The organism is Arenibacter echinorum (assembly GCF_003259375.1).
GTDB lineage: Bacteria > Bacteroidota > Bacteroidia > Flavobacteriales > Flavobacteriaceae > Arenibacter > Arenibacter echinorum.
Genome location: NZ_QLLN01000002.1, coordinates 72,302 through 90,326 on the forward strand (window position 1 = coordinate 72,302; position 18,025 = coordinate 90,326).

At 40.4% G+C, this 18,025-nt stretch carries 20 protein-coding genes; 10 read left to right on the forward strand and 10 right to left on the reverse strand.

The genetic code is table 11. From position 1 onward, the window contains the following. The 6 genes from LV92_RS04195 to LV92_RS04220 all read left to right on the forward strand — a co-directional run bounded on the left by LV92_RS04195 (window position 1) and on the right by LV92_RS04220 (window position 4,047). Entirely contained in the window at window positions 1-630 is a 630-nt protein-coding gene (locus LV92_RS04195) for a LysE family translocator (protein ID WP_111622412.1), read from the forward strand. Continuing rightward, window positions 630-974, forward strand: a complete 345-nt coding sequence (locus LV92_RS04200) for an MGMT family protein (protein WP_111622413.1) — start codon at window positions 630-632, stop codon at window positions 972-974. The genes LV92_RS04195 and LV92_RS04200 overlap by 1 nt, the downstream gene beginning before the upstream one ends. 157 nt (window positions 975-1,131) lie before the next feature. Then, the gene (locus LV92_RS04205; RefSeq protein ID WP_111622414.1) at window positions 1,132-2,274 is read left to right on the forward strand and encodes an Mrp/NBP35 family ATP-binding protein; all 1,143 of its coding nucleotides are present in this window, start codon (window positions 1,132-1,134) and stop codon (window positions 2,272-2,274) included. Between the two features lie 2 nt (window positions 2,275-2,276). After that, window positions 2,277-2,519: a NifU family protein gene (locus tag LV92_RS04210; protein ID WP_111622415.1), complete on the forward strand. Its 243-nt coding sequence runs from the start codon at window positions 2,277-2,279 to the stop codon at window positions 2,517-2,519. Window positions 2,520-2,588: 69 nt separating this feature from the next. Further along, window positions 2,589-3,647 (forward strand): NAD(P)/FAD-dependent oxidoreductase, encoded by a 1,059-nt coding sequence (locus tag LV92_RS04215; RefSeq protein WP_111622416.1) that lies wholly within the window; start codon window positions 2,589-2,591, stop codon window positions 3,645-3,647. A 70-nt stretch (window positions 3,648-3,717) separates the two neighbouring features. Continuing rightward, the gene (locus LV92_RS04220) at window positions 3,718-4,047 is read left to right on the forward strand and encodes a 2Fe-2S iron-sulfur cluster-binding family protein (protein WP_111622417.1); all 330 of its coding nucleotides are present in this window, start codon (window positions 3,718-3,720) and stop codon (window positions 4,045-4,047) included. Between the two features lie 116 nt (window positions 4,048-4,163). Here LV92_RS04220 and LV92_RS04225 read toward each other — a convergent pair whose 3' ends face one another. From LV92_RS04225 to LV92_RS04245, 5 genes are all read right to left on the reverse strand, one after another. Beyond that, window positions 4,164-5,900 carry an ABC transporter ATP-binding protein gene (locus LV92_RS04225; RefSeq protein WP_111622418.1) on the reverse strand — a complete coding sequence of 579 codons (1,737 nt, stop codon included), beginning with the start codon at window positions 5,898-5,900 and terminating at the stop codon, window positions 4,164-4,166. A gap of 174 nt (window positions 5,901-6,074) precedes the next feature. Next, entirely contained in the window at window positions 6,075-6,836 is a 762-nt protein-coding gene (locus LV92_RS04230) for an SGNH/GDSL hydrolase family protein (protein WP_245946254.1), read from the reverse strand. Between the two features lie 310 nt (window positions 6,837-7,146). Then, entirely contained in the window at window positions 7,147-7,788 is a 642-nt protein-coding gene (locus LV92_RS04235) for a hypothetical protein (protein ID WP_111622419.1), read from the reverse strand. 145 nt (window positions 7,789-7,933) lie between these two features. Then, complete coding sequence (locus LV92_RS04240; RefSeq protein ID WP_111622420.1) at window positions 7,934-8,308, reverse strand: DUF779 domain-containing protein; 375 nt, start codon at window positions 8,306-8,308, stop codon at window positions 7,934-7,936. A gap of 18 nt (window positions 8,309-8,326) precedes the next feature. Continuing rightward, a complete protein-coding gene (locus tag LV92_RS04245; RefSeq protein WP_111622421.1) occupies window positions 8,327-9,850 on the reverse strand; it encodes an aldehyde dehydrogenase family protein in 1,524 nt (507 codons plus the stop codon). 248 nt (window positions 9,851-10,098) lie between these two features. On the opposite strand from LV92_RS04245, the gene LV92_RS04250 reads away from it, so the two are divergent. Then, window positions 10,099-11,016: an AraC family transcriptional regulator gene (locus LV92_RS04250; RefSeq protein ID WP_111622422.1), complete on the forward strand. Its 918-nt coding sequence runs from the start codon at window positions 10,099-10,101 to the stop codon at window positions 11,014-11,016. Between the two features lie 18 nt (window positions 11,017-11,034). Here LV92_RS04250 and LV92_RS04255 read toward each other — a convergent pair whose 3' ends face one another. The 5 genes from LV92_RS04255 to LV92_RS04275 form a co-directional block, all read right to left on the reverse strand. Then, window positions 11,035-12,102 carry a dipeptidase gene (locus LV92_RS04255; RefSeq protein WP_111622423.1) on the reverse strand — a complete coding sequence of 356 codons (1,068 nt, stop codon included), beginning with the start codon at window positions 12,100-12,102 and terminating at the stop codon, window positions 11,035-11,037. A 63-nt stretch (window positions 12,103-12,165) separates the two neighbouring features. Next, window positions 12,166-13,275 (reverse strand): D-TA family PLP-dependent enzyme, encoded by a 1,110-nt coding sequence (locus LV92_RS04260; protein ID WP_170126283.1) that lies wholly within the window; start codon window positions 13,273-13,275, stop codon window positions 12,166-12,168. 19 nt (window positions 13,276-13,294) lie between these two features. Beyond that, window positions 13,295-13,759, reverse strand: a complete 465-nt coding sequence (locus tag LV92_RS04265; RefSeq protein ID WP_111622424.1) for a RidA family protein — start codon at window positions 13,757-13,759, stop codon at window positions 13,295-13,297. A 14-nt stretch (window positions 13,760-13,773) separates the two neighbouring features. Beyond that, window positions 13,774-15,090, reverse strand: a complete 1,317-nt coding sequence (locus tag LV92_RS04270) for a gluconate:H+ symporter (RefSeq protein ID WP_111622425.1) — start codon at window positions 15,088-15,090, stop codon at window positions 13,774-13,776. A gap of 82 nt (window positions 15,091-15,172) precedes the next feature. Beyond that, window positions 15,173-15,748: a phosphatase PAP2 family protein gene (locus LV92_RS04275; RefSeq protein ID WP_111622426.1), complete on the reverse strand. Its 576-nt coding sequence runs from the start codon at window positions 15,746-15,748 to the stop codon at window positions 15,173-15,175. A 253-nt stretch (window positions 15,749-16,001) separates the two neighbouring features. Here LV92_RS04275 and LV92_RS04280 point away from each other — a divergent pair, with 253 nt between their 5' ends. Genes LV92_RS04280 through LV92_RS04290 form a run of 3 tightly spaced genes read left to right on the forward strand, consistent with a single transcriptional unit; the run spans window position 16,002 to window position 17,937 of the window. Beyond that, complete coding sequence (locus tag LV92_RS04280; protein WP_111622427.1) at window positions 16,002-16,757, forward strand: slipin family protein; 756 nt, start codon at window positions 16,002-16,004, stop codon at window positions 16,755-16,757. A 60-nt stretch (window positions 16,758-16,817) separates the two neighbouring features. Next, a complete protein-coding gene (locus LV92_RS04285; protein ID WP_111622428.1) occupies window positions 16,818-17,381 on the forward strand; it encodes a DNA-3-methyladenine glycosylase I in 564 nt (187 codons plus the stop codon). Then, window positions 17,371-17,937: a hypothetical protein gene (locus LV92_RS04290; RefSeq protein ID WP_111622429.1), complete on the forward strand. Its 567-nt coding sequence runs from the start codon at window positions 17,371-17,373 to the stop codon at window positions 17,935-17,937. Before LV92_RS04285 ends, LV92_RS04290 begins: the two co-directional genes overlap by 11 nt. Window positions 17,938-18,025 lie beyond the last annotated feature (88 nt).

Consider the following 18,025-nt stretch of genomic DNA (forward strand, 5'->3'; position numbering starts at 1 on the left):
ATGGAGCATTTGCTTACCCTTTTTTTTGCTACCTTCTCAGCGGCCTTCATGGCTACGGTTCCTCCTGGCCTATTGAATATGAATGCCGCCAAGATAAGTGTGGAAAAGGGTAAGACCAATGGTATTATTTTTAGCCTGGGGGTGTCTACAATGATCATTATTCAGGCCTATATTTCTGTACTGATTTCCAAATTTCTGTTCAAAAATCCGGAGATCATAGACCTACTTTTAAAAATTGCCCTTATTGTCTTCGCTTTTTTTGCCATCTACTTCTTTGTTAAAGCCAAGAAAAAAAAGCTGAATCGACCTAAAATAGTCAAGGTAAGCAAGAAAAATAGTTTCTTTAAAGGAATATTATTGGCAGCATTAAATTTATTGACCATCCCTTATTACAGTGGATTGAATGCCATGTGGAACGCTTCAGGATGGATACAATTCCAATTCCGTGATATAGCTACCTTTATACTGGCTGCAGGATGTGGCACTTTTACAGTACTCTATTTGTACACGGTCTATTTTACCAAATTGGAAACCAAGAACAACAGGTTTTCAAAAAATTCCAATTATATCTTAAGTGCCTTAATGATGCTATTATTGGTGATTACCTTAATCCGTATTTTTTATACCTGATGAAACCCGAAAATGAGAACTTCTTCGAAAAAGTATATGCAGTGGCCAGGCAAATACCATTTGGGCGGGTTACCTCCTATGGTGCCATTGCCAAATATTTAGGAACCGCCAGAAGTGCCAGAATGGTGGGCTGGGCCATGAACGGCGCCCATAAAATTGGAGATATCCCAGCGCATAGGGTAGTTAACAGAAAAGGGCTATTAACAGGGAAACATCATTTTGAAGGCACCAATTTGATGCAGCAGCTATTGGAAAATGAGGGAATAAAAGTCGTGGATAATCAAATAGTGGATTTTGAAAATCACTTTTGGGATCCCTGGCAGGAATTGAAGCAATTTTCTTGATTACAATTGCCGATAATATTGCATAAATCGCAACATATAGAGGATACTTATTGCCTTATTTTACTTTTCAATTACCTTCCTTCCTAATCTCGCTCCTAAGCCCTATCTTTGTAATTTAGAATCAGTTTTAATAATGACTGAATAAGAATGGTTTAGGATGAAATTAGACAAGACAGACATACTTAAAGCCCTCGAAAACATCACTGTGCCCGGAGAAGGACAGAATATGGTGGAGAGTGGCGCGGTTAAAAATATTATGGTTTTTGGGGACGAGGTAGTTGTTGATATTACCATTTCCAACCCTAGTTTACAGGCGAGAAAGAAAACCGAAGTTGAAATTTTGAAGGTAATCCACGAGAAGGTATACAACAAGGCCAAGATTACCGTGAACGTAAAAGTGGATGCCCCCGCTGCCAAGCCCAAGGTTAATGAGATAAAAGGAAAACCAGTCCCAGGGATTAAAAATATTATTGCAGTCGCTTCCGGAAAAGGAGGGGTTGGAAAATCCACAGTTACAGCAAATTTGGCTGTAACCTTGGCCAAAATGGGGTTTAAAGTGGGTCTATTGGATGCAGACATTTATGGTCCATCCATGCCCATCATGTTCGACGTTGCCCAGGAAAAACCATTGGCCGTAAATATTGAAGGGAAATCCAAAATGAAGCCCATAGAAAACTACGGCGTAAAACTCTTATCCATTGGCTTTTTCACCCAACCAAATCAGGCGGTAATCTGGAGAGGCCCTATGGCTGCCAAAGCACTCAATCAAATGATTTTCGACGCTCATTGGGGAGAGTTGGATTTTATGTTGCTGGATCTTCCTCCCGGAACAGGGGACATACATTTAAGCATTATGCAATCTTTACCAATTACCGGTGCTGTGGTAGTAAGTACCCCACAGGAAGTAGCCCTGGCAGATGCCCGTAAAGGTGTGGCCATGTTCCAGCAAGATTCTATAAATGTACCCGTGTTGGGAATAGTAGAAAATATGGCGTATTTTACACCAGAAGAATTGCCCAACAACAAATATTATATTTTTGGAAAAGAAGGTGCCAAGCATTTGTCAGAAGATTTAAATGTTCCTTTTTTGGGGGAGATACCTTTGGTACAAAGCATCAGGGAGGCCGGTGATATAGGAAGACCGGCGGCACTACAAACGGCAACCGCAATTGAGACCGCTTTTGAGGAAATTACAAAAAATGTAGTTCAGGAAGTGGTGGCCAGAAACAAAAGTTTACCTCCAACGGAGGCTATTAAAATAACTACAATGGCAGGTTGTTCGGCTGTTAAAAAGAAGTAACTATGACATCGATTGAACTTAAAAACAACGTTGAAAAGGCCTTGGATGAAATCCGTCCTTTTTTGCAAAGTGATGGAGGGGATATTTCCCTGATTTCCATAGACAATGATAATTCCGTTAAGGTAAAATTGGAAGGGGCCTGTGTAGGCTGTTCGGTAAATCAAATGACCCTAAAAAGTGGCGTGGAAATGACCATAAAAAAATATGCCCCACAAATACAAGAGGTCATAAATGTGGTCCAATAACCTGACTTTTATCATAAACTATTCTCAATACCTTTTTTAGCTTTGTAGCTATTTTAAGTTCATTTTTCCATGATTAAAACAGATATTCTGATTATAGGTGCAGGCCCAACCGGTCTTTTTGCTGTTTTTGAAGCAGGCCTGTTACAGCTTAAATGCCACTTAATTGACGCATTACCGCAAGCAGGAGGGCAGTGTTCCGAAATTTACCCTAAAAAGCCTATTTACGATATTCCAGGATTTCCAGAAGTTTTGGCCGGGGATCTGGTCAATAATCTTATGGAACAGATAAAAGCATTCCAACCCGGATTTACTTTGGGGGAGCGCGCAAATACTATCGAAAAATTGGAAGATGGCACCTTTTTGGTAACTACCAATAAGGGCACGCAGCATAATGCCCCAATAGTGGCAATAGCCGGTGGCCTTGGAAGTTTTGAACCAAGAAAACCCTTGATAGACAGAATAAAGGATTATGAAGACAAGGGTGTTTCCTATTTTATAAAAGATCCCGAAGTATATCGCAATAAAAAAGTATTGATTGCCGGTGGAGGTGATTCTGCCCTGGATTGGAGTATCTTTTTAGCCGATGTTGCTTCGGAAGTAACTTTGGTACATAGAAGAAATGAGTTTAGAGGTGCTTTGGATTCTGTAGAGAAGGTGCAATCGTTAAAAAATCTTGGAAAAATAAACCTTATTACCCCAGCAGAAGTGGTGGGCCTAAAAGGATCAGGAAAATTAGAAGCAGTTGTAATCAACAAATCCGGGGATCAGGATGAAGAAATCATCAAGGAAATAGACCACTTTATTCCCTTGTTCGGGCTGTCTCCCAAACTAGGACCTATAGCGGATTGGGGATTGGAAATTGAAAAGAATGCCATAAAAGTGGACACTTTCGACTATCAGACCAACATTCCAGGAATTTATGCCATTGGGGACGTAAATACCTATCCAGGAAAACTAAAATTGATCCTTTGCGGCTTTCACGAGGCAACCCTAATGTGCCAAAGTGCCTACCAACGTATTTTCCCGGACAAAAAATATGTTATGAAATATACCACCGTAGGCGGTGTATCTGGTTTTGATGGCAGCAAAAAAGAAGCTCCCAAGGCTGTAGTAAAGGCCATTGATTAAAAAAAACCACCAAATCCTAAAGTAAATCCCTTAAATTTGCTGGCTATTAGCAAAAAAGAATATTTCTGGCATGAGCGATGTTAAAATAAAAATTAAGGACAGGGATGGGGTTGTACACGAGGTAGACGCACCCACGGATATGAATATGAACCTTATGGAAATAGTTCGTTCCTACGAACTTGCCCCCGAGGGAACCATTGGAATATGTGGCGGTATGGCCATGTGTGCCTCCTGCCAGTGCTATATAGAATCTGACCACCAATTGCCCGAAATGTCGGATGATGAGGACGCCATGCTTGCCGAAGCTTTCAATGTAAAGGACAACAGCCGCCTAGGTTGCCAAATCCATATTACAGAGGATTTGGAAGGCCTGGAAGTGGAGTTGGCTCCTGAGAGTTAATTATTATAATGTATGTGCATCCCCGGGAATAGTATTCTCGGATCCCGCAACCCATTACATATAGGGTGCTGACTAATAGCACCCTCATATCAACTCAGGTCTTAAGCAAATCGAATTTAAATCCTCGCCTGATAGGTAAATAAGTTAAAGTAACGTCCTTCTTTTGCAATAAGCTCATCATGAGTCCCTTTTTCTGCAATACGACCATTTTCTATTACCAGTATTTGATTGGCCTTCCTAATGGTGCTCAATCTGTGGGCGATAACAAAAGTAGTCCTTCCTTCGGTTAGGGTGGCCAAACTTTTTTGAATCAGGGCTTCACTTTCCGTATCCAGATTGGAAGTAGCTTCGTCCAAAATCAGAATTTTTGGATTGGCCAAAACGGCCCTAGCAATAGCAATACGTTGCCGCTGTCCGCCGGAAAGCTTCACTCCACGTTCCCCGATCAGGGTGTCCAATCCTTTTTCAAACCTATCTGTAAACTCATCAACATAAGCTGCCTTAACAGCTTTTATCAATTCATCCTCAGTAGCATTTGGTCTTGGGAACATTATATTTTCCCTTATGGTACCTTCAAACAAAAACTCATCCTGCAAAACAACTCCCAAGTTTCGGCGAAAGCTGCTCAGATCAACTTTAGAAAGATCCTGACCATCAACGGTAATGGCCCCGGAAAGGGGATTTAGAAAGGTTGCCGCCAAACCGGCTATGGTAGATTTCCCTGAACCGGAACTACCCACTAGAGCTACCACATTGCCCGACTTCACTTCAAAACTAACGTTGTGCAATACGTCCTTATCCTCTTCATAGGCGAAGGAAACATCATTAAAGGCTATATCCCCTTTTATTTTTTCCAGAACAATTGTTCTTTCCTCCTCATTGGCTTCCGGTATCATATTCATTAGTTCTTCCGTACGGTCCAGACCTGCAAGTGCCTCTGTAAGTTGACTCCCAATGTTGCTCATTTGTACAATTGGTGCAATCATGATGCCCAAGACGAAGGTGAAGGACAAAAAATCCCCAAGGCTCAAGCCTTCGTACATTATTTTATACCCCCCAATTCCCATAATTCCAGTAGTGGCAATACCAATTAAGAAAGTGGCAGAACTTGTCATAAAAGCAGTTGCCGTAAGGCTCTTTTTTACATTTTGAAACAACAGTTCCACCCCGCTCTCAAAAACCTTGGTCTCCTGCTCCTCAGCGTTAAAGCCTTTGATAACCCTAATTCCACTTAAGGTTTCTGTAAGCCTCCCCGTAACCTCTGCATTTATTTTTCCCCTATTTCTAAAAATTGGTCTAATAACCTTAAAAGCCTTTAAGGCTATAAAGGCAAAAATGGCTAAAGGAATAAAGGTAAAGAAGGTCATAGACGGGCTTATCCACAACATGTAAATCAAGGCACCTATGGCCGTAATGCTTCCCCCTACCAATTGTACCAATCCTGTGCCAATTAGGTTTCTTACCCCTTCCACGTCCGACATTATTCGGGAGACCAAAGCCCCTGATTTTGCATTATCAAAAAAACGGATCGGGAGCGAAAGCACTTTCTTTTGTACCTGTGCCCTTAGTTCCGAGATAAGATATTGTGCCTGTACGCTCAATATTTTTGTCAACAAAAAAGAAGTTACTGCACGTACCAAAATAGATAGTATTACCACACCTACCAATATTTTGAGCATGTCCATATCCTTGTTGGGAATAACGTCATCCATAAAATATTTTAGGGAAATAGGACCTACAAAATTTGCTGCATTGCTTATGACGATCAAGAACAGACCTATAAAAACCAAATTGCGCCGAGGCCAAATTATTGTTTTAAAGGCGGTAAGAATACTAACTTTTTTATTGGACATTATGAATTATATTTTGATTGAGGGGATTTGTAAGGTATAAATGTAATTAAAGTTATTGGTAGGCGAACCATGAAAACTTTCTCTGTTGCTACTTTATTATAGCCAACAGCTAACATTAAAAAAGGAAAAATAATCTAAGATTTGTTCACAAATCCGAATAAAAGGAAATTATCATTAATCAAAAACAGGAAGTACTACCGGATATAATTCATCTACGAATCGCTTATACGCCTCCCCGGAAGGATGTAGGCCATCCCCTGCTACTAAATCGGGATTGGACAATCCATTTCGTGTTATATCGGTAATATTTACGAAGGGCACACCGTTCTGCAAAGCCGTGGCTTCTGCAAAGGCATTGTATTCATCAATTTCCTTGGAAATTTTATCAGAATTCCTACCTTCTCCAAAAGGGGTATACGCATAATCTGGAATTGAAATTACAACAACATTTTTGGGATTGCCGTAAGCCAATACAATGGCCCGTTCCAAAAGTTGGGGAAACTCCTTGGTGTATATTCTAAACGGTTTGCCTTGATATTGATTATTAACCCCAATTAAAAGGGTTACCAAGTCATAGGAAGGCAACAAGGTTCCCCTATTTATTGCATCCATTAAATTATCTGTGCGCCATCCTGTAACGGCTATTATTTCGGTATTGACCGCTACTTTTAAACCCTGTTCCAATCTATCCTTTAGTTGGATTGGAAAGCTTTCTGCACTGGTAACGCTTGCACCAATGGTATAACTATCCCCCAAGGCCAAATAATTATATGTTCCTGTTTCGTTTAAATGTGGTCCAGCCAATTCATTGGAAATGGTCGAAGGCGGCTCCGCTTCCAAAATATTGTCCATGGAAGGTTCAATTGAGGGCAACTCCCTTTCTTGGGAACATCCGAAGAAAACAATTGCAATAACAAATAACAATGATAACCGCATCAAAAGTGTTTTATATTATTTACGAAAGACAGGGTTAAGAGGTTTGTTTTAATTTAGAAAAGATGATATCTTCTTCTAAATCCCTTAACGTTGAAATTAAAAAAGAAATGCTCAATTATAAAAACCCTACCTATTGAGATGATAATTAAAATCCGGTAACTTGTTGTAGAATTGCTTATTAATTAATTCTTATTTCTTTTAGAATTCCTAAGCAATCTTAAGGAATACGGGATTAGGATAAGCAGTAGGTTAATGATCAATAAATAGTAATATCCTTTCATATTGGTCAGTGTTTGTGTTACTTATTGAGTTATTCCTTTATGATAATAATGGTGGCTTTGGACCCAGTGGATAAATTCCACATATTGGAATGTATCATTTTACCTTCATCATCATAAACATTAACTTGGGCCGTATTGGGGCCTGAAGTACCTTGGTTCAAAGCTTCGAAATCAATTCTATTAAAACCTTTCTGTAAATCCAAGTTAATTCCTTTGAAGGAACCTGTCAAAAATATATTAGGTTCCACTACCTTATCGTTGAGCAATATCCTTACCCTGTCACCATCTACATATTCATGGTCGCGGCAAACAATCCCTACGAATTTTCCATTGCTTTTTATATCGCCCAAATACATATTCCCAAAAAACTTAGAAGAGCCCTCATTTTCCTTTTCACCAATTTTTGGATCTATTTTTAAACCGTAGCCAGCCTGCACCAATTCCCTGTCCGGGAGCATCTTAACATTTCTGGCGGTAAGGGAATCCCTGAGGTTAGTTGTAGGCTTTAAGGTAATAATGGATGGCATTTTCAAAGCAGTACCCTGATTTGGATTTTCCCTAACCCCTCTATCCCCCTCTATTTTCAGAGGATTCGTGGTAGGGAGGTCTGTTTGGGACATACCCAAATGGGAAAATAGAAATAGAACGCAAAATAAAAATACTATTCTCATATAGCCATTTAAGGTACCTATCAGCTACAAAAATATCAAATACCTTGCCATGTGTCACTAAAATGCTGTTAAATTCACAGAATAACAAAAAAAACCGGTATAAGCATGAGCTTAAACCGGCATTAATAATTCAGGGGAGAATTCCTTAATTTTTGACCGTATCCACCGGACCCAATTGGGAAAATTCATCCTCTGTAAATAAACGGGACTTTATAACAAAGCGCAATCCCAATGGTATTTCCAAGGAAAAACTAGAACCCCGGCCTTTGGTGATATCTATGGTCAATTGGGTATGTTTCCAATATTCAAATTGATCCTTCGACATATAGAAAGGACAGTTTGCAATATCTCCTAGATAAACATCGGTTTCATTTAGCATTAATTCCCCTTTTGGAAAACACATGGGCGAAGACCCATCACAACAACCTCCAGACTGATGGAACATGAGCTCCCCATGCTGGGACTTTAGTTGCTCCAATACCTGCCTTGCATTTTCTGAAATCAATACCCTTTTCACCATATCACATTACTTTAATTCTTAAAAGAACCCAAGTGCTTTTTTGTCGTAGGAAATAAGCATATTTTTAGTCTGCCTATAGTGGTTCAACATCATTTTATGGGTTTCCCTACCAATACCGGATTTTTTATACCCTCCAAAAGGAGCATGTGCTGGATACGTATGATAGCTATTTACCCATACCCTACCGGCTTTAATGGCCCTTGCTACCTTATAAGCCTGGTGAGTGTCCCTTGTCCATACTCCGGCTCCCAGTCCATATAAAGTGTCATTGGCAATCTCAATGGCCTCGGCCTCATCCTTAAAGGTTGTTAGGCATACAACTGGGCCAAAGATCTCTTCCTGAAAGACCCTCATTTTATTGTTTCCTTTTAGAATGGTAGGCTGAATATAGTAACCTCCTTCCAAACCTTCATTGTAGGCGGCACTACCTCCCGTAAGCACTTCACAGCCCTCCTCTTTTCCTATTTTAATATAGTTCAGTATTTTTTCATATTGATCATTGGAAGCTTGGGCGCCCATCATGGTTTCAGGATCTAACGGATGTCCCAACCTAATTTTGTTGGTACGGGCTACAACCCGCTCAATAAATTTTTCATAAATACTTTCCTGTACCAAGATACGGGATGGAGAGGTACAAACTTCGCCTTGATTAAAGGCAAACATTGCGGCTCCCTCCAAGCATTTGTCGAAGAATTCATCATCCGCCTCCATAATACTTTCAAAAAATACGTTGGGCGATTTACCTCCCAATTCCAAGGTAACAGGGATTATGTTTTTGGAGGCATACTGCATAATAAGTTGGCCTGTAGTAGTCTCACCTGTAAATGCAATCTTATTGATCCTTGGGTTGGAAGCCAAAGGTTTGCCTGCCTCAATACCAAATCCGTTCACCACATTGAGCACACCACCCGGCAATACATTTTCTATAAGTTCCATTAACACAAGAATACCCACTGGGGTTTGTTCTGCTGGTTTTAAAACTACACAGTTTCCAGCAGCCAGTGCAGGTGCCACCTTCCAAGCGGCCATAAGCAGTGGAAAGTTCCAAGGAATAATTTGCCCAACAACTCCTAAAGGCTCCGGAATGTTTAACGAAAGGGTATTGGCATCCAGTTCACTAGCCGTGCCTTCCTCTGCCCGTATGACCCCCGCAAAATAGCGAAAATGATCTATGGCCAAAGGCAAATCGGCTGCCATGGTTTCCCTAATTGGCTTACCGTTGTCCCAGGTTTCGGCCCGTGCCAAGACTTCTAGGTTTTGTTCCATGATATCCGCAATCTTCAATAACAAATTGCTCCTGGACGCCGCTGAGGAATTATTCCATTCCGGGGCTGCAGCCCATGCGGCATCCAACGCCAGTTCAATATCCTCTGCGGTAGATCGTGCTATTTTCGTAAAACTATTGCCATCCACCGGTGAGATATTATCAAAATACTCCCCTTTGGTGGGCGAAACCCATTTACCCCCAATAAAGTTTTCATACTGACTTTTAAATACTGGTCTTTCAACCCTGTTCTGTGCTGTGGTCTTTACATCTCCCATGATCGTATATTTTTAATTAATATTAAATTTCATTTTGCCAATCGCCATTGGCCGAGCCATATCGTAAGTGTAAGTGGCTTGTTTTCAAATGTATGAAGCGTTTTTGTTAAAATTCTGACCCATCCTATCAATAACATGAACTATCCTATCAATAATTGCCTATATCCTAATTTGACGGCATTAATTTTGTATTTTTATTAAAATAAGCTCGTAGAATTATAATTAATGACAATTAAAACAAGTCCGTGATGCAGCTGTCCAACGCTTACTTTAATAATAGGAAATTGGAAACTTTGGTCGAGAATCAAACGACCTATACGTTGAACAATGCTGCCATGCACGTTTTTGAAACCCATCAGCAGGCGGAACAAATATTGCTCCAATTTGACCAGCCCGTACTGGCAAGTATGCTAAGTGGCAAGAAAATTATGCATCTCAGGGACCATGAGTCCTTTAACTTCTTACCCGGTGAGTCGCTAATACTGCCATCCAAAGAAGTAATGTGTATTGATTTTCCCGAAGCAAAGGCCAGCAACCCTACCCGTTGCCTGGCCATGGCCATTTCTGAAGATAAAATAAAGCAGATGTTAAGGGTAATGAATGAAACCATGCCCAAATTGGATGGCAAGGAATGGGCTTTGATGGATTATAATTTTCATTTCACCAATGATATTGGTCTCTATCAGATTTTACAGCGATTGCTTTTTCTATTCACAGAGAATCATCCCTCCAAAGACCTTTTTGTAGACAATATGCTAAGCGAATTGATAGTGCGGATACTACAGAGCAATGAGCGCAAAATTTACACGGAACAAACACTGGAAATCAGCAACACCAGCAGGCTAGGGTATATAGTCTCCTTTATTAGGGAAAACATTTACCAGCCTCTAAGTATTGAAACATTGAGCAAAAAGGCCCATATGAGCGAGTCCCATTTTTACAGGGTCTTTAAAAATGAACTTGGCATTTCTCCTGTGGAATTCATTAATAATGAACGAATTAAACTGGCCGTTAGCCTTTTGCAGGACCCAAAACGCACCATAAAAGAAGTTTTTATGGAATGCGGGTTTGAAAGTAGATCTTATTTTAACCGTGTATTCAAGAGAAAGAAAAATGTTTCCCCAGGTGAATATCAAGCCAATGTTGTTCGGGAAAAGAGATATTAAATTTGGCAAACAAACCAATCAATTACCCCAAACCTTTCTTAGAAACCGAATAAAATTATTGCTCATTATATTTTCAATATCAACTTCCGAATAGCCTCTTTCTGAAAGCAGCTTAGGAACCTTTTGAAGGTCTGTGATTGTATCCAGGTCGGTTGGACATTGCTCTTTCCCAAAGCCTCCATCCAGATCGGTCCCTATCCCAACATGCAGGGAATTTCCAGCTAACTGGCAGATATGGTCTATGTTGTTTATCATTTGTGTAAGGGTAACATCCATTCTCTCAGGTGTTGAAACCCCTCGAACCCAATCAGGGACCATCATCCAAGCATCCAGGGCTATTCCAATTACTGCATTCCTACCTATAAGTTCCCTTATTTGTTCATCAGAAAATTGTCTGTTATGCTCCACAAATTTTCGGCAGTTATTGTGGCTTGCCCAGACCGGACCATTGTAAACCTTCATGGTTTCCCAAAAACTTACATCGCATAAATGTGTAGCATCCAGTATTAGGTTTAATCGTTCTATCTCCTTTAGAAGCTCCTTCCCTTTATGTCCAATCCCTCCAACCGAATCCGTACCATGCGCATAGGTGCCGGGGCCATAGTGCGCCGGTCCAATGGCCCTTAAACCCTGTTCATAAGATCTTTCCAAATGATCTAGGGTAATTATGGAATCTGCCCCTTCCAAACTAAGTATATAGCCGATCGGCTTTTTGTCCATCCCATTTTCCCATAGCTCCAAATGCGCATTCAATTGTTCTGTATTCCTAATTTGGACCATTTCCCCAATTTCTTCCATGGCCTTGTACCAAGCCAATTGTCCCTGGGTCTGGGCCCAGGCCTGATGAGGAGAGTTCCATCCGGGCAAGGGGTTTTCCTTTTTTACATATCTAGCTATTTGGGTAGCCATACATAGACCAATATTTCCCTTGCGCATTGCATCAAAAGACACCGTATTATTGGTCCTATCCGGTTTATCGGTCATGCCCAATTCACTTTCCCTAATATCGGCCACGGTCCATGTTAAATCCCTATTCCATTCCATGGCATTCATAGCCAGATCCAAATGGGCATCAAATACGAACATAATTTTAAATTTATCCCAACTGTAGGCCCAACCAATAATTATTGGTCCTTATAAAGGAGAGGTTTATATATTTATTTTAAGGTTTCTTGCGGCTACCTGCCAGGCACCGGTTAAGCTCCCATCAACTACCGTTAGGACTTCCTTATACTTGGCAACAGTTGGGCAAATATGTACCGGAATGGCATAGGCGGTGTCTCCTACTGCAAACATTTCATCATTGGGGCATTGCACAATCAAATGCTCTTCGCTTTGCCCTACTTGGGTGCAACCTTCCCCTTCCAACAAAAGTACCCTTGGAAAATTCATCTCTGAAGCCAGGTGTTTATGTCCCAAATCGAAACATACCAAATTGGAGCTTGGCTTACTGATCACCCTGGTCAATAAAACAGCTGCCGGTAGGAAATCCATGTCCTTATAGGAGGCAGCATAACCAGCATCCCATAAAAGCGTAGTTCCTGGGCTAGTTTCCACCCCTTCGCGCTTTAAATGAATGGGAAAGGTTGGGGAACCCCCGGCCACAATGGTGGGAATAGGGAAACCCTGTTTTTCCAAGGAATTTTTCAAATCCAAAACCGCTTCAAAATCTTCATTACATTTTTGCTCTCTTTCAAACAGGTCTTTGTTGTGGATATGGCCGTCGTACACGTGTAAGCCTGCGGCCTCTAAGTTGGGGTCCTTGAATATTTTTTTATACAATTCCATAGCCTCGGCATTGGGCAGAATACCAGATCTATTCATCCCACTATTTATATCCAACCAAAGTGAGACACAAATGCCTTCGTCCCTAGCAATTTTAGTGATTTTTTCAACAATCTGGGCGCTATCAACAATTGCAGAAAATATACAATTGGGGAATTCCGAAATCAGTCTAAAAAATCGGTCTATATTGGGACCTACCGGTTGTAATGCAAGCAATATGTCCTTTGCACCGCAATTTCCCAGAAGTTCGGCCTCGGCAATGGTAGCACACTTAAATTTTTGAATGCCATGCTTTAACTGTAGCTGAACAATCTCTGCGGTTTTATGTGTTTTTATATGTGGCCTAAGGTTGTGGATACCACCGGCCATGGCTATCATGGTCCTTATATTTTTTTCTATAAGCTCCGGATAAACCAGAAGGGCAGGGGTAATTATATCCTCTGGATCCTTAATTATATACCAATCCTTGTTCATTATTGTATTGGGTTTAACATCAATGAAGCTCAAACATGGCCTCTACCTCTACGGGAATATTGTCTGGTAGCATCATCCCGACCGCACTGCGTACGCCAATACCATTTTCTTGTCCAAAAACATCTGCCATCAATTCACTAAAACCATTTATTACAAAGGGTTGTTTTCCAAAATCTGGAGTGGAATTTACCATCCCCAGAACCTTTACTACCCGTTTTATCTTATCCAAGCTCCCAAAATGAGTCATAATTGTGGAAAGCATAGTAAGGCCTACCTGTCTTGCTGCCTGTTTGGCTTCATCGGCATTCATATCAAAACCTGCTATCCCGATTATTAAAGATCCGTCATTTTGAATTGGACCCTGGCCCGAAACATATAAAAACTTATCTACTACCAAAATAGGCCTATAAACTCCGGCTGGTTTTGGGGCCGGGGGAAAAACCAATCCTAATTCCTTAATTTTTTCTGTGGGTGAACTACTCATAATTGACACTTTAATTAAACAAATAAACTCAAAATCATTACTCCTATCAATCCCATTACGCCCACGGTGGTTTCCATAACCGTCCATGTTTTTAAAGTATCCTTAATGGAAAGGTTAAAATATTCCTTGAACAACCAGAATCCTCCATCGTTCACATGGGAAAGCATTAAACTCCCAGAACCTATGGCGAGCACCATTAATTCCGGACTCACCCCGGTAGCACCTATAAGGGGCATTACTATGCCTGCAGTTGTTAGTCCGGCAACAGTTGCCGAGCCCACACACACCCTAATAACCGTGGCCACAAACCAAGCCAACAATAGCGGCGAAACACTGGAGTCCTTTAAACTATCGGCGATATACAAACTTACACCACTATCTATTAAAACCTCCTTAAGTGCCCCGGCACCTGCTATAATGAGTAGTACCATGGTAATCCCTGAGATTGAACTGGCCATAGACGCCATAACCTCTGTCATCCGTTTGCCTCTGGCCAAGCCCAAGGTATAAATGGCTACCAATACTGAAACCAACATGGCGATTACAGGATTTCCTATAAAATTGACAACAGGCATAAATCCATAATCCTTAGGGAAAAAAAGATCAGCTACTGTAGAAAACATTATCAAAATAATAGGAAGGAGGGCGGTAAAAATACTGATGTTTATTCCCGGCATTTCATCTTCCTTTAAAACAGTAGGGTTTACAAAATCCTTCAAGGGAGTGGCCTCAACATTTTTAATGGTACGCGAAAACCACGGACCGGCAACTGCGATGGCCGGAATGGCAATGATAATGCCATATAGCAGTACCTTTCCCATATCGGCATTAAACATTGCTGTGATGGCTGTTGGGGCTGGGTGAGGCGGGAGATAGCCATGTGTTACCGATAGAGACGCCAACATTGGAAGACCTACATACAATAACGGCAAGCCTGTTGAGGCGGTAATAGTAAAAATCAAGGGAACCAAAATCACAAAACCAACCTCATAGAACAAAGGTATGCCCACAATAAATCCGGTCAACACCAAGGCCCATTGAATATTTTTTACACCAAATTTGGCCACCAACTTAGTCGTTATCTGTTGCGCGGCACCACTATCTGCCACCAGCTTGCCCAACATGGCCCCTAATCCTAAAATCATTACCAAGAAACCGAGGGTATTGCCAATTCCGTGTTCAATGGATTTTACCACCTTCTCCAGATCCATGCCTTCCGCTATCCCCACGGCAAGCGAAACAATTATGAAAGCAATAAAGGCGTTAAGTTTAAATTTGGCAATGAGTAAAAAGAGGAGAAATAATCCTAAAATAACAATAAGTAAAGGCATAGTATTGGTTTGGTATTTAGTTGTATACAATTCTTAAATATACTATATCAACCAAAAAATTAATATCCTTTTTAATAATAATTTAAAATTTATACAAAAAACTTAAAGTATAGGTATCTTGATAATTGGAAAAACCAAGAGACATTTGTTCCTTTTTATATGGTTTTGTAAAAATATAAGTGCTACCAATGCCAATGGCAGCACCGGCAAATACATCCCAAAAATCATGGTAACCGTCCGGGGCTTCCGTTCTACTAACCGCAACAACACTTGCCAGAAGATAGGCCGGGATACCATAGTTCCAACCATATCTGCGCTGTATAAATGATGCTCCAGAGAAGGCGGATGAAGTATGACCGGAAGGAAAGGAATCATATAGCTTTCTGCCTTCAGGTCTCTCTTTTTTCGTGAAATGTTTTAGGGAATAGGTCAATGCCAAGGTAGTGCCATAAGAGAAAGCCAGTTTTTTGGTACCCTTGTAATCCTTATTAATCAATGTCATGAGACCGGCAGTTAACGGCAGTGCCAATTGGAGGACGTCTCCGGTATCTTCCAACACATATTCCCATTTCTCATGTCCTCCTTCCGTATCCTGGGAACAACAGGCAATGGTTATAAAAAAACATGCACATACAAAGATTATCGGCCATTTTTCCATAGAGAATCATTATTGTGATAGCTTCAAGATAAATAAATAATCGTTGCCATTTTATGCAAATCAACTTAAGCGAACTTTTATTTTTGGCTGCTTCGTAATTTTCGTAACTTTAAGTGAATCTGTACTTTACAGAAATAGAGTTTTATAATTCTTTTCTGATGTTGACTATGGCCAATAGAAAGTAGTAACTAATTGTCCTTTATGTCCAAATAATTTTATAGGAGTTTATTACTAATTATAAACCACAGTTATCATGGCACCACCTTTCATTCTCAGCATTATTATTTTATTGTTTTTATTAGCTGGCATACGCATTATTTTCGAGTACAAAAGAGCGCTTAAATTTAGGTTTGGCAAGTATGTAAAAACGCTGCAACCAGGTTTTAGGTGGATTATTCCCTTAGTGGAGACAATACAAACCGTGGATATTCGGGTTATCACTATAAATATAATTTCCCAAGAAGTAATGACAGAGGACAATGTTCCCTGCAGTATTGATGGCGTGGTCTTCTTTAAAATAAACAATCCTGAAAAAGCCGTTCTGGAAGTGGAAGAATACAGGTTTGCAATTACCCAATTGGCCCAAGCAGCCTTAAGGGATGTTTGTGGAAAGGTAGAATTGGACACCATCCTTTCCAAGCGTGAGGAAATGGGAAAAAATATCAAGGCCATAGTTGAATTGGAGACCAAAGAATGGGGTATTGAAATTATCGATGTCAAAATTAAGGACATTCAATTACCTGAAAACATGAAGCGTATGATGGCCAACCAGGCAGAGGCGGAAAGATCCAGAAGAGCTCGAATTATCTTGGCCCTTGCCGAGGAGCAGGCCGCAGGCAAATTATTGGAAGCGGGTAAATTGATAGATCAGTCGCCTTCCGCTATAAAACTAAGGCTCTACCAAACCCTATCCAATATTGCGGCAGAAAAAAATTCTACCATCCTATTTCCCTTCCCAGAAGAGGTCTTGCCCAGAAACCCCGTAAAAAAATCCAAAAACAAAAAGTAGGTAAATCCCATCATTAAAATCAAGGTTTCTTTATCTTTAAAAAAAGTTTGAATATTAAAAATGGAAAAACATAGATGTGGCTGGTGTAAGGGCGATGCACTTTACGAAAAGTACCACGACGAAGAATGGGGAGTCCCCCTAAAAGATGATGACCTACTGTTTGAATTTTTAATTTTGGAAACCTTCCAGGCCGGTTTAAGCTGGATTACCATCTTGAGAAAAAGGGAGAATTTTAGACTTGCATTTGATCATTTTGATTACAAAAAAATAGCTAAATACGGGGAATCGAAAATTGAATCCTTGTTACAGGATGCCGGAATTATTAGGAACAAGCTCAAGATAAGGGCCACTGTTACCAACGCCCAAGCCTATATTGCCGTCCAAAAGGAATTTGGTAGTTTTAGTAATTATATCTGGGGATTTGTTGATGGCCAGCCCATTAAGAACAATCATAGGGATTATAAAAAAGCCCCGGCGCATACCCCTTTGTCCGACACTATAAGCAAAGATTTAAAAAAGCGGGGGTTCAAATTTGTGGGAAGCACCGTTATTTATGCCCATATGCAGGCCACCGGCATGGTAAACGATCACGAATTAAATTGTTTTAGATATAATGAAGTATAGCTATATAACCTTAATGCTATTATTGATGCTCGGCTTACAATGTTTTTCCCAAACAAAATTGGAACGGGAGCATCGGATAAAAAAATCGCAATTTCCTGCTATTGACATAGACAAGCTGCCCTTGGAGAACACCAAACACATAAGGTACTACCGAGAAGTGGACACCTCCAAAATTACCTATACCCTAAAATTTAAGAAAGGGAAAATGCATTACCATATAAATTACAACGAAAAGGGAGCGCTTCAAAATACGGGATTCATGGTAAAGGAAGTTGACATCCCAACGGATGCCTATGCCAATATAGATTCATATCTAAAAGAGAATTTCAAAAAAATAAAAATCAAATATATCCAACAACGCTATCTTGGGTCCTCTGAGGATGTTCTAAAAAACACCTTTCAAAATCTGATATTGCCCAATAACACCTACAAACTAATGTTACGCGGCAAAAAGGCGGATCGTAAGGAAGACTATATAGCGATATTTGATGCTGAGGGAAATTTGATGAAAACTACACTGGCCTTACCGGCCAATTATGATAGGGTGCTATATTAAGATGATTTTGACCTGTCCAGCATGCCTGGTCGGAAAACAGGCGTAATCGAGACCTCAATTTAAAGATAGAATTTTCTAAAACCTCTCG